Origin of the sequence: Pseudoalteromonas sp. A601, from assembly GCF_002165575.1 — a bacterium.
Lineage (GTDB): Bacteria > Pseudomonadota > Gammaproteobacteria > Enterobacterales > Alteromonadaceae > Pseudoalteromonas.
Genome location: NZ_MXQF01000007.1, coordinates 1 through 12,184, shown reverse-complemented (window position 1 = coordinate 12,184; position 12,184 = coordinate 1). Strand labels below are relative to the sequence as shown.

Sequence of the window (12,184 nt, the reverse complement as noted above, 5' to 3'; positions counted from 1 at the left end):
TCTTTTTAATTCGTAAGCTAAGTTAAAACAGGTCAGAGCAGTTAACATGGTAAAGCTTGAAAAACAACAACACATCGCTTTCGTAACTTTTACCCGCGAAGAAAAACAAAACGCACTCAACTTCATTATGTTTAAACAGCTGGCATCAGTGATTAAACAAATTAAAAAAGATAGCTCTATTCGCGCAGTTATTATCCAAGGCGAAGGTGCTAATTTTTGTGCTGGCCTTGATGTTGCGGCTGTGATGAAAAACCCAATGAATATTATTAGCTTGTTATTCAAGTGGTTGCCAGGTAACTGTAATTTAGCTCAGCAAGTTGTGTTAGGTTGGCAGTCTTTAAGTATCCCTGTATTTGCTGTAATTCAAGGTAACTGTTTCGGTGGTGGTCTACAAATAGCTTTAGGTGCAGATTATAGAATTGTACATGAAGATGCTAAGTTAGCGATTATGGAAGCGCGCTGGGGCTTATGCCCAGACATGGGAGCGAACGTTGTGCTGCCTAGTTTAATGCAAAAAGATAAAGCGCAATGGCTCGCCAGTCACGCATCCGCAATTGATGCAAAGACTGCCAAGCAACTAGGGTTAATAACACAGGTAAGCAACGAGCCGCTTAAAGCGTGTTTAGCTATGATTGATACCTTAATGACCCGTTCACCTGACACATTAGCAGCAATTAAACGTGTTACTCAGCAAAGTTACGCGACTCCTAGACGAAAAATTCTGGCGAAAGAAACGTTTAGCCAAATTCGACTATTACTCAATAAAAATACAAAAAAAGCAATTGCTAGAGCAAAAGGTGACGAGAGCATTGAATACTCAGACCCAAAACGCTGGTAAATATGTCACATATTAAAAAGTCACCAAATATGATTAATTTTAGTGTTATAAAATCTTAAATTATTACAGAGCCTACTATGACAAAGTTAAAGTTATTCTTGCAAACAAGCTCCCAGCTTGTAGTCAGTTGTGGCATTATTTTGGGCTGCTTGCTAATAGCTAAGTTGACTATGCACTTTATTGGCGGCAGCTTTCCAGCTCCCATACTAGGTATGCTACTTTTAGTTACTTTGCTCTTGTCAGGCATAATAAAAGAGGCCCAAGTTATCCCCTTTGCATCACCTCTATTAAGTTTTATGCCATTGTTCTTCATCCCCGCTGGGGTTGGATTTATTGAACACTTAGGGTTAATACAGCAATACTGGCAATTTATTACAGCAACTTTAATTCTCATCCCGTTAACAAGCCTATTATTGATAAGCCACATAATTGGTTATTACAAAGGTCGTGCGCAGCATGATTAATTATTGGTGGTTAAGCTCTTTTATGGTGGTTGGCTTATTCATTATACTTAAGCGGCTAAATAGCTTGAGCGGTAACTCGATTATAAAATCACTGACAAACCCTGTATTTCTGGCAATTACAATTGTAGCTGCTTTATTACTGCTGTTTAAGTTGCCTTATAAGCCGTTCTATCAACATACTCAAATACTCAGCTGGTTGTTAGAGCCTGCAATTGTTGCGCTTGCAGTTCCTTTATACCAACAGTTTGTACATGTTCGTAAAAATGCGCTTTTAATTTTGCTCAGTTGTACCGCAGGGATTATAAATGCAACCTTTGTAGGCACCGTTCTAGCTTTGTTTTTTGCTGCTCCAAAAGCACTGGCCGCTTCAGTAGCAGCTCTGTCGGTTACAACGCCTATCACCTTGCTGGTTACTGATTCTTTAGGCGGGGTGCCCTCTTTAGCAGCGGCAATGGTAATTTTTATTGGTGTATTAGGTGCTTTATTTGGCGTGTTATTTTTGCGCTTTATTGGTATATCTAATCACCAAGCGCAAGGTGTCGCAATTGGCACAGCCTGCCATGCAATTGGCACAGCCGCTGTGTTAAACGAAAATGTATCAGCTGGTGCCTATGCATCAGTAGCAATGGCATTAAGCGCCCTTTTAACTGCACTTATAGTGCCTTGGCTTTATCCATTTTTGTATCAAGCTCTGTTATGATAAACACACTTGGTTACAACGTTTTTAATTATCACTTCATGGATTTTGGATGATCAGCACAGAAATAGAACAAGTCGAAAAATATTACACAATGATTAGTGAGTATTTAGTTAAGTACAGTATGCAGCTTGTTGGTGCACTACTGATATTAATATTTGGGCTGTGGATAGCGCAAAAGCTGTCAAAGGTGGTTGCAGGGATCATGTCCCGCAATAACATCGATGTCACACTCACTAACTTTGTCAGTAACGTTGTCAAAGTTCTATTAATCATCATGTTTATAATTATCGCACTGGGTAAAATTGGCATTAGTGTTACCCCGTTTGTTGCAGCAATTGGTGCTGCTTCGCTAGGTGCAGGTTTAGCATTACAAGGAATGCTGTCAAATTATGGCGCTGGCCTTGCGATTATTGCTACGCGCCCCTTTATTGTTGGCGACACTATCGAAGTTAAGAACGTCAGTGGCCAAGTAAAAACCATTGAGCTTGGCCATACGGTACTTATCAACGAAGAAAAAGTAGAAATTACCATTCCAAACAAACACATCGTCGGTGAAATATTACATAACTCATTTAGCTACTCACTGGTAAAAGGTGAAATAGATATTGCCTATAACGCCAGTGCGGAGCAAGCAATAGGCTTAATAGAAGGCGTGTTAAAAGAACATGCACTCGTCGCCGATGACCCTCATTCACAAGTCGGTATAGAGCGTTTTGCAGATAGTGGCGTGACGATTAGTTATCGCTATTGGGTACCGACAACTAAAATTATTGAAACTAAGCTCGCTGTTAACGGTGGTGTTTATAACGCAATCCAAGGCGCAGATATTGAAATCCCATTTCCTCAGCGAGTGGTTACTTTTAATAAAGAATAGGTATTTAAAACAAATCCCCCCCCTGTATAAGGAACATTTGGCTAAGCTAATTGAGTTCCTTATATCTTTAATAGTACAATCGTAAAATACATTGAGAATTCTTATTATTAACATCAGGGGTTAACATGGCAAAAATAAGCCAGCGATTTTGGTTTCAGTTACATGGCTGGTTTTCACTGCCTATTTGGGTTTTATTTTGTTTTATTTGTATAACTGGTACAATTTCGGTGATCAGTCATGAGTTAACCTGGCTTACAAACTCTGAGGCACGCGCTAGCAATCCTAACAACTTGCCAGAGAAATCTAAACAAACACTTATCGACAACTTAAGAGCTCAGCACCCCACAGCTGATGTAATGAGTGTTGTGAGCTATGAACCTTATTTAGTAAATGCACTTATTTTTACTGATACAGATAAACCCTACGCCACAGCTTACGTAAACCAATACACAGGTGAAGTACAAGCAATAAACCAAACCACTTCTTTTATTGAGTTTATGCGCACCTTGCATGGGTGGCTATATTTCCCTTGGCAAGAAGGTTACAGCGTTGGCTATTACCTTGTTAGTGCTATGGCAATCGTTATTCTAGGGGCATTGATCACCGGCTTAATTATTTACAAAAGCTTTTGGCGCGCCTTTGTCCAACCTAAAATTCGCTTCAATCAAGGTCGTAAAACTTTATTAAAAGATTTGCACACGGTCAGTGGTGTGTGGTCCATTTGGTTTATGGCAATCATGAGTTTAACTGGGCTTTGGTACTTGGCTCAATCAATTATGTGGCATAACGAAATTGATATTGAAGAGCATGCACCTTTAATAAGCGAAGCTCAATTACCCAGCTCTAAGAACACTCAACCTATTAGTTTAGATAGTGCTGTTGCCTTGACTAAAAATAAATTTGGCGATTTTACTCCTACTTATATCATGCTGCCTGAACACAATCGCGGTATGTACAACATCATGGGTGCGGGTGATACCATTTTTTACGATGGTTACTCATATTCTACCTCGGTAAATCCATGGTCAGGTGAGATAGCCACAAGCAAGAATCCTGAAACAATGACCACTTTACAAACATTATCTCACATTGCAGACCCTCTACATTACGGCACGATCGGCGGTATTTGGACGAAGATAATTTGGTTTATTTTTGGTGTTATTTTAAGTGGCATGTCAATTACAGGTTTTATGATGTACTCAAAAAAACTGGTTAAAGCTAAAAAGCCTCGCTCAGCAACCATCAGCAATACTGCGGAGGCAAACTAATGGCGCGTTTAAAAAGCACTTGGTGGCAACAAAAAAAATACTTACTCAATGCCCTGGTTTTAATACTGCCTTGTGTGTTTATTTACCAAGCTTTGAACCCAACCTTCCCTGATTTATGGCAAGAACACGCCATGGGGGAATATAAAATAGCTCCTATGCCACTGAATATGGAACAGCCATATTCTCATCACAACGAGTATGTGAAAGACTTTTATCTAGCATTTAACCAAGGTGACATTAGCAATATCCGCCAAGCGTACTTAAATATTGGCCCTGCACCACTCCCATTGAGTGAGTTTGCTAAAAGTGACGAAGGCATAATGCATGGCACGGATCACGGCCAGCACGCTCATGCAATTGCACCTGTCACTATTGGCCAAAATGATAAACTTTGGGTAACCATTCAAACTTGGCAGAATGAATTACTCCAACACAGTTGGGACATTCCGCAGCAGCTCATTGGTGATAAATAATTGGCAATAGGTGTTGTTCGCTTTATAGTGAATAATACCTAGCTATTTATTAGAGGTTAGCTTGCCCTTTACTTCGCACCAAGTCATTAAGTATATATTTCTAAGTAGCTTAGTTTTGCTAGCTTGGTTACCTCATTTTCAGCACTTTATTCTCGACTTCATTGATCAAGCATTATTACAGTCAGGCATTCTGTATGCCTCATCTCGCTCTGTAAATGCCATTATATCGCTATTACAATCCGCTGAAGTCGGCATAGGTATAGCCAGTATTCAACCTGCGCAATTGCTCGACCCTGTGAATGATTTAGCTGAATATATGTCAGATGCGATGCGTCTAGCTTTAGGCTCTTTATTTATACAGCGGATTTTATTTAGCATTGCCTCGGGAGTACTTTTTAGTGCCCTATTTACCTTAAGTGTTGCGTGCTATGTTGTGTGTGATTACTTTGGTTACTTAAAAAAACTAAGCACGAACGTGTTAGCAAGCTTAGTATTGATCCGCTTTTTAATACCGCTTGTGGTAATTACCACAGGGTTTGCAAGCCAAGTGTTTTTGGATGACGAAATTGATACGCAAAGTAAAGCAGTCAGTCAAACCGTCAACAATCTAACGGAACAGGCAAATGCCACCTCAGCATTATCCGCAAATATGCGTTCGCAAATTACAAGCCAAAAACAAACAACTTTAGATGAGCTAACAATGCTCAGTACTGAGCAACGCCAATTAAACAAAATTGTTAAAAATAACCAACAACAATTAAAACAACTTACGACTGATATCGATGCAATTCAAGCTAACCGTAGCTTGACACAAAAGCTGACAATGACACAACTTGAACAGGCTAAGCCACTTATTAAGCAACAACAAGATTTAAAACAACAGCAAGCCAAACTGAATAATCAGCTTGCGGCATTACATGCTAAAACAGAACAATTACAACAACAGGTTCAGCTATATAATGATCAATTAACAGGCAATACAGGAAATATGGTGAGTAAAGTAGCTGATGCGGTAACATCGGGTATTACTGAAATGGTTGCGTCACTAGAGGCGCTCTTTATCGATTTTATCAATCTTTTATCTCTGCTAGTTGTGAAACTCATTTTAATGCCACTACTATTTTTATATATATTTAACAAAGCTTTTAAAGCTATTTGGCAGCGCTCAATAGAACCTAGCTATATGAACAAGCAACTACCAAATAAACAATAGCCTTACAAAGTACTTAACCACCATGCAATTAACACCACTGCGGTTATGCCAATTAACGCTTTGGTTTTGTGCTTTTTAATTACTTTTTCAGCTTTATCACCCGCATAATAAACCACTAAAGCCAAACCAAAATAACGTATCGAGCGTGCAATGGTCGTCGCTAAAAGGAACAAAGCTAGCGAGTACTTTGTCGCTCCCGCAGCAAGCATGGCAATTTGAAAGGGGATAGGCACTATGCCTAAGGTCATAACAAACCAAAACCCTTGCTCCTGCATTTTTTGCTTGACCGTTTCAAACTGCTCAATAGATGAAAAAGAATTAATAACCCAGTCACCTATCAAATCAAATAAATAATAACCCATTGCATAGCCAAAAACCGCCCCAATAATACAGCCGATCGTGGCCATTAACGCAATAAGCCATAACTTTTCTCTTCGAGCCTGCATAAGTGGCACCATTACCGCTTCAAGTGGAATAGGCACTATGGTTGACTCTAAAAAAGAAGCCACCGTAATGCCACTTAGCATATGCTTGGAATCTATAAAGTTGCGTGTTTTTTGTTTCACATTTTTTGTTAACGACATGTCCATCCTTATCGATGATCAGGGGTTGCGCCAACGCGCCTTAAATCCACGCGTATCTATGTGTATAAATGCACCGCGGTGCGACTTTGGTCCGTATACACCGAGCCCGCCTATTAAGCCTTTAAAAGAATCCCGTTTGTTTAAAGACTCTACGATGCTCGCCATCACATCAGCGTCCGCTATGGTTAATTTACCATCACGATTAAGATCGTCCATTCGGTAATTACCATCATTATCAACAAATATGTCTGCGGCATCACCAAATACGTGTCGGCTGAATTTTACGTTTCCAATTGCTTTATTGTAATAAGGCGTACGGTATCCGCTCATGACAACCATATTTGCCACAGGATGCCCTTCAAGTTCCAGTTCTTTCCTTATCTTTTCTAATTTGAGTAACAATGCCCCTTGCAAATACAAATACTTAGGAAACTTGCTTCGCTGTTTACTTATAAATTCTTTTAACCTGAAATATGGTGACACAAGAACATTCTGATTTTGTTGTGTTACCTCTATGTAGCCATCAGGTACAATATAGTGATCTTTACCTTCAAGCTCAGTCTCATTGGGGTAGTGACCAATATGAAAATATTTTAGTTTCCCGCCTTCCACTTGCTCTGATGGTACTTTAACAAACGCATTAATTTGCATCTGCTGCTGGCCGTCTCTCGATTCTATGACCAACTGATAATAGCCTGGCTTGTTAGGGGCTTGCCATACCCAACGATTCGTTGATGTTGCCTTGAGTTGTTTATCTACTTGCTTTAACACATAGCCCTTTTGTGATTGAGAATAAAGCACTTCAAATTCTACATTTTCGCTTGGTAATACAAATACTGAAAACACACTATAAGGCACAACAATGTCGTTTATTTTTAGGCTAAATTCTGCATCAGGTAAGGCATCTGTATTTTTAATAACAACCGCCTCATGATTACTTTTAGCTTGCGCAATCACATAATTCGGCAGTAAAAACCCGAAGCATAGCCAGGTGAATACATAAAAATACTTCATAACTCCTCCAACTATACTAAGGCGTGACTGCACGTTGATCCACCGAGTAATTAGCCGCAATCATTGGTTCTTGCGACTCAAGCAAGTGTAAGTTCTTGTCTCTGTTATAAACATCAGTTCTAAAATTAACGGTATCTGTTTCATCAACCCACGCAGTCCAATAAACTAAGTGGATTGGCACCGGCTTTTTCAAATGAAATGTGCGTGTTTGATCTGAATCTCTCGCTTGATTTACATCATTAAAAACATCTAACCCTTGCTTTTCAATAATCGCCTTAGCTAAGGAAAAGGGTTGCTCCATACGAATACAGCCATGTGAAGCCGCACGCTTAGTTTGTTTGAACCAATTTTTGGCCGGCGTGTCGTGAATATAGATGGCATTCACATTCGGAAATAAGTACTTTATCTCCCCTAGAGGATTATCTTTGCCTGCACGTTTTACTAAAAAGTGCTTAAACTGGTATGGCGCGATCTCATCCCAATCTATCTTATCAGCGGGAATTATATTTTTATCAATATAGCTGTTCTCTCTGATTTCAATATTTTTCTTCGCTAAATAATCAGGATCATCAGCAACTTTAGGTGCGATTTCCCTTGTTGCAATTGAAAGCGGTATGCGCCAAGTTGGATTAACAACAAACTTTTCTATTTGGTCACTAAATGCGGGAGTTTTCCAACTCGGTTTACCTACAACGACACGGTTTTTTAAAATGACGTTACCTTTGTTTATGTAACGAAGTTTAAACTCGGGAATATTCACCAATACATATTCTTCGTTCGTTAACCCCGAAAACTGAGTCATGCGTTGGAAGTTAAGTAATAGTTGCGCGTAACGTTTTTTCGCTGGTATGTTTAATTCGCGCAGGGTCTTTTTACCTACAACCCCATCGACTGATAATCCATGACGTTGCTGAAAACTTTTCACGGCTTGCTCAATATTTAAATCAAACACACAGGGCTCTATCGCTTTAGCCTGACTAAGTATTGAATAGCCAATACAGCTAGTGTGAGTCAGATCTCCACCTTGTATTAATCTATTTGCTAACGCTGCAACCGCGGGTCCTTTACTGCCAAACTCAAGAACTTCATCAAGACTTAAATTTTGCCAGCCCCCTTGATTAACCAGCTCACGATGCCAGCTAATCACATTCTTCATTTTCTCAATAAGCTGTGTGGAATTAGGATCTAAATAGACAGGTTCAAATAAACTAGCCGCATGCTGTGAACTGTGCCCTTGTGTTATACCCGCCGATGTTTTAGCAGACAACAAAGATGCATTAAAGCCAACAATGCAACTTGCAAATACAGCGCCTTGAACAAGTGCTTTCTTTGCTGTTAATAAAGTTGAGCTACTACTTTTATCTTGCCTGATTAACCTCATTACATTCACCTATCACATTAATTGATATGCCAAGCTCAAAATAAATCCTTTAAGAGCTATTACGTACACAACAAGTTGCAATACAGGTGCCAGTAACAAGAATAGAATTTAAAATATTTAATATCATAAACTTACATTAAAAATTAACAGCTAACTCTGGATTGTATGTTTAATATAAAATGTAAAGTCGATACTCTTATGTGTAAATCTGCCAAGGTGCTCACCCTAAATTTAGGTCGCATTCTGTTGCAGAATTTCTTACTATCGCAAGATAGATAAATAGGTGAAAAAAATAATATGCCTTACGATAGATTTATCCCTTTTACAAAATACGATGTTATTAATTTATGTGCTCAATTACTCCCTGAGCCTGAATCGTTTAAGCAATTTAGTCACCTATTATCGAGTTTAATTCATCATCAATACTATACTCACCTTGAATCCCTTAAATATCACTATGCGCCTTTTGATCCAAACAGCGACACTCGAAAAATTAAACAGCTAACAGCAGAACAAAAAGCTGCACATCAAAGCGAGTTTGCCAAAGGGTTTGCGCAAATACTCAATGCGGCTAATTACGAAAAAATCACACAAGATGATTTACAAGATGCTCTCAATGAAGAGTCATTATTTAAAGTACGCTTGGCCGTCGAGTTCGATGATTTTGCAGAAGTCGTTTTCTATCGACGGGGTGAATCACAAAAAACCGAAGTTTTAACATCATGGTGGGGAATAAGAAAAAAACCTCTGCAGTTTACTAATTACGACCGAGTAGCCGTATTTATTCGCTTTAAAGATGCTGATTACTTTGCCGCTAAAAATAAACAACCACTAGGATATGAGCCAAACTCTACCATTGTAAAGTTATTCCAGAATGTACCAAAAGCCGATTTAGAAATGCTCTTTCCAAACAGTGAAGTAAAAATGCGCCCCATCGATAAGGCTGTTATCGCCTCTTCAGCATTGGTTGGTGGTGCTGTGGTACTGGTAACTAAATTAGGGGCTTCAATTGTATTACTAGCTGCACTACTCTCTTTTTGGCTTGGTTGGCGCAGCGAAGAAGTTCATATGGGCCAACAACATTTTATTACTTTTGCAATTGGCATGGGGGTTTTTGGTGGATTTATATTTAAAGAATGGAGTAAATTTAAAAACCGAAAAATTCGCTTTATGAAAGCACTTTCCGATAATTTATATTTTAAAAATTTAGATAATAACGCCGGCGTTTTTCATACATTAGTTGACTCTGCACAAGAAGAAGACGTTAAAGAAGCTCTACTTGCATATACCTTTTTACTCAACTCACCTAAGGGTCTGAGCCCAACACAACTAGATGAAAAAATTGAGGCTTGGTTTGAGCAACAACATCACTGTTTGCTCGATTTTGAAATCAACGATGCGCTGCAAAAACTAACTAAAATGCAGTTAGTTAACAAACAAAATGAGATTTTTACTGCCATCCCTTTGCACCAAGCTAAAGCGAGCCTTGATAAACAATGGGACGACCTATTTAAATTTAGCTAATTTACTCATCAGGTGCTTGCGCTGCCTTTATTCGCTCTTGATTTTCTTGCATCTGCTCAAAAGCAGCTTTTATTTCATCAAGCACAGAGTCAACATTTGCAGTGGTGTTATCTTCTTCAGGATCGCCATACAAAGTTACTTGTGGTGTTAATTCACCCGCTTGGTATAACGCCCACATTTCTTCACCAAAACGAGTAGCTAAAATATCGGGGGCAAACTGACCATAGTATTGGCGCATGTTACGTACATCTCGTAAAAACATAGCTTGCGCATTATTATTAGCTGCGGCATTAACCGCCTGAGGTAAATCAATAATCACAGGACCATAACTATCCACCAGCACATTAAACTCTGATAAGTCACCATGAACAATGCCTGCACATAGCATCAGTCGAATGTAGTGCACCATAGTGGCATGATCTTCAATCGCTTGCTCTTCGGTCATGCTGACATCGTTTAAACGTGGAGCAATATCACCCTCATCGTCTGTTACCAGATCCATGATTAGGACTCCATCATAACAGCCATAAGGTTGCGGCACTTTTACGCCCGCTTTTGATAAAGTAAATAACGCATCTACCTCGGCATTCTGCCACACGTTTTCTTGCTCTTTACGACCAAACTTAGAGCCTTTTTCCATCGCTCGACCACGACGGCTATTGCGCACTTTTCGGCCTTCTTGGTATTTAGCTGCTTGCTTAAAGCTTCTATGTTGCACGTCTTTATAAACTTTGGCGCAGCGAATAGCCTCCCCACAACGTACAACGTAGACTGAGGCTTCTTTACCACTCATTAATTGGCTGATGACTTCATCAACTATACCGTCTTCGATTAACGGTAAAATTTGTTTAGGTGTTTTCATACCGCCCTTATACCGTACTTAGCTTATAGATGAAATGCTCTATTGATAATATTATAAAAAACTTGACTAATTAAGCTAAATGCACAAACTGCGTGGTAAAAATTTCCAACTGTGAGAGTAATTATGAACTCAGAGATACGTTATCGTTTTCAGTCAGGACAAATCGCCAATCGCTTTTTAAATGAGCTTAAAGACTGGCATGTTGCGAAAGTAAAAACAACCCTACTCAATGGCGGGTTAGATGTAAAAGTAAGTTACCAATTTGATGGCACTGGGTTTGATTATACATGTTCTGAGCTTGATGACTTAGCCGCTAAGCACCTAGGTGAAGAAGTTAACTAAAAGTATATGATTCATTAATACTGACGGCGATTATTTCTATGCTTGCAACAGATTAATATACTTTTTGTATTAGCTCAGCTATGTTAGTGGCAGTACTAAATAATTTTGTTATTGACTGCGCTACATAACTTTAAGGAGTGAACATGAATAAGCCAAAAACGAGTCATATCCCTCAAGAAGCCTTTGATTGGTATGATGAATATGCCCATGGCATGATGGATAGGCGAACGTTTATGAAAAAACTCGGTGGCTTAGCCGCTCTGGGGTATTCAATGGCGGTGCTAACTTCAGCTTTGCTTCCAAATTACGCTCTCGCAGAACAAGTCTCTTTTAATGATGATGATATCAAAGCAACGTATCAAACCTTTGACTCACCAAAAGGCCATAGTAAAGGACAAGGTTATTTAGTCGTACCAACGAATCAAAGTGGTGAACTTCCTGTTGTATTAGTGATTCATGAAAACCGCGGATTAAACCCTTATGTTAAAGACGTTGCTCGTCGTTTAGCAAAAGCTGGCTTTATCGCTTTTGCACCGGATGCCTTGCATCCGCTAGGTGGTTACCCTGGTAATGATGATGAAGGTAGAGCGATGCAACGCACTATGGACAGAGAAAAAAATAAACATCCCCGGGGCAAGCCCTTCTGC

Annotated in this window: 14 protein-coding genes; 10 read left to right on the top strand and 4 right to left on the bottom strand. The window is 39.3% G+C overall.

Translation table 11 applies throughout. The annotated features are described in order from the left end of the window. The first annotated feature begins 46 nt into the window (after positions 1–46). From B5G52_RS07145 to B5G52_RS07115, 7 genes are all read left to right on the top strand, one after another. On the top strand, positions 47–838 hold the full coding sequence (locus tag B5G52_RS07145) for a crotonase/enoyl-CoA hydratase family protein (protein WP_087531973.1): 792 nt from the start codon (positions 47–49) through the stop codon (positions 836–838). A 77-nt stretch (positions 839–915) separates the two neighbouring features. Then, entirely contained in the window at positions 916–1,302 is a 387-nt protein-coding gene (locus B5G52_RS07140; protein WP_087531972.1) for a CidA/LrgA family protein, read from the top strand. Next, the gene (locus B5G52_RS07135; protein ID WP_087531971.1) at positions 1,295–2,002 is read left to right on the top strand and encodes an LrgB family protein; all 708 of its coding nucleotides are present in this window, start codon (positions 1,295–1,297) and stop codon (positions 2,000–2,002) included. The genes B5G52_RS07140 and B5G52_RS07135 overlap by 8 nt, the downstream gene beginning before the upstream one ends. Before the next feature lie 49 nt (positions 2,003–2,051). Beyond that, positions 2,052–2,876, top strand: a complete 825-nt coding sequence (locus B5G52_RS07130; RefSeq protein WP_087531970.1) for a mechanosensitive ion channel family protein — start codon at positions 2,052–2,054, stop codon at positions 2,874–2,876. A gap of 125 nt (positions 2,877–3,001) precedes the next feature. Beyond that, positions 3,002–4,144, top strand: coding sequence for a PepSY domain-containing protein (locus B5G52_RS07125; RefSeq protein ID WP_087531969.1), 1,143 nt, complete (start codon positions 3,002–3,004; stop codon positions 4,142–4,144). After that, the gene (locus tag B5G52_RS07120) at positions 4,144–4,617 is read left to right on the top strand and encodes a hypothetical protein (protein ID WP_087531968.1); all 474 of its coding nucleotides are present in this window, start codon (positions 4,144–4,146) and stop codon (positions 4,615–4,617) included. The genes B5G52_RS07125 and B5G52_RS07120 overlap by 1 nt, the downstream gene beginning before the upstream one ends. Positions 4,618–4,732: 115 nt before the next feature. Continuing rightward, positions 4,733–5,830 (top strand): hypothetical protein, encoded by a 1,098-nt coding sequence (locus B5G52_RS07115; RefSeq protein ID WP_254911160.1) that lies wholly within the window; start codon positions 4,733–4,735, stop codon positions 5,828–5,830. Between the two features lie 2 nt (positions 5,831–5,832). Here B5G52_RS07115 and B5G52_RS07110 read toward each other — a convergent pair whose 3' ends face one another. The 3 genes from B5G52_RS07110 to B5G52_RS07100 are packed head-to-tail and all read right to left on the bottom strand — an operon-like array spanning position 5,833 to position 8,809. After that, positions 5,833–6,414, bottom strand: coding sequence for a YqaA family protein (locus B5G52_RS07110; RefSeq protein ID WP_087532119.1), 582 nt, complete (start codon positions 6,412–6,414; stop codon positions 5,833–5,835). An 18-nt stretch (positions 6,415–6,432) separates the two neighbouring features. After that, complete coding sequence (locus B5G52_RS07105) at positions 6,433–7,428, bottom strand: D-Ala-D-Ala carboxypeptidase family metallohydrolase (RefSeq protein ID WP_087531966.1); 996 nt, start codon at positions 7,426–7,428, stop codon at positions 6,433–6,435. 16 nt (positions 7,429–7,444) lie between these two features. After that, positions 7,445–8,809 carry a murein L,D-transpeptidase gene (locus B5G52_RS07100; protein ID WP_087531965.1) on the bottom strand — a complete coding sequence of 455 codons (1,365 nt, stop codon included), beginning with the start codon at positions 8,807–8,809 and terminating at the stop codon, positions 7,445–7,447. Positions 8,810–9,106: 297 nt separating this feature from the next. On the opposite strand from B5G52_RS07100, the gene B5G52_RS07095 reads away from it, so the two are divergent. Next, entirely contained in the window at positions 9,107–10,333 is a 1,227-nt protein-coding gene (locus tag B5G52_RS07095) for a TMEM143 family protein (RefSeq protein ID WP_087531964.1), read from the top strand. A 1-nt stretch (position 10,334) separates the two neighbouring features. Here B5G52_RS07095 and B5G52_RS07090 read toward each other — a convergent pair whose 3' ends face one another. Then, complete coding sequence (locus B5G52_RS07090; protein WP_087531963.1) at positions 10,335–11,195, bottom strand: PA4780 family RIO1-like protein kinase; 861 nt, start codon at positions 11,193–11,195, stop codon at positions 10,335–10,337. A gap of 123 nt (positions 11,196–11,318) precedes the next feature. On the opposite strand from B5G52_RS07090, the gene B5G52_RS07085 reads away from it, so the two are divergent. After that, positions 11,319–11,537 carry a hypothetical protein gene (locus tag B5G52_RS07085; RefSeq protein ID WP_087531962.1) on the top strand — a complete coding sequence of 73 codons (219 nt, stop codon included), beginning with the start codon at positions 11,319–11,321 and terminating at the stop codon, positions 11,535–11,537. Positions 11,538–11,680: 143 nt separating this feature from the next. Beyond that, a partial coding sequence (locus B5G52_RS07080) for a dienelactone hydrolase family protein (RefSeq protein ID WP_176372520.1) occupies positions 11,681–12,184 on the top strand: 504 nt, incomplete at its 3' end.